Genomic DNA, 235 nt, shown 5'->3' on the forward strand with positions numbered 1-235 from the left:
ATTCTGGGACTACTTTTAACCATAAACTAATAATGTAGTCAATCGACAGTGATAGAGGTATGAAAATGATACCTACCAACATAAAACCTAACTTATTTGTCATTATCGACAAGTTGATCATCCTATGCCTGTTTTCTTTTCCTTCACTCTGCATAATCTGCGGACTTACTGCTTTCAATAGAGATTGAGATAATTCTTTCGCCTGAGTATTAACTTGAAAAGCTACTCCATAAGC

1 protein-coding gene is annotated in these 235 nt (G+C 34.9%); it reads right to left on the reverse strand.

What is annotated here, in order from left to right; all coding sequences use genetic code 11:
• A partial coding sequence (locus tag AB4585_RS22555; RefSeq protein WP_372171048.1) for a hypothetical protein occupies nucleotides 1-235 on the reverse strand: 235 nt, incomplete at both ends.

It is taken from the genome of Vibrio sp. 10N.222.49.C9, assembly GCF_041474985.1.
GTDB classification, from domain to species: domain Bacteria; phylum Pseudomonadota; class Gammaproteobacteria; order Enterobacterales; family Vibrionaceae; genus Vibrio; species Vibrio crassostreae_C.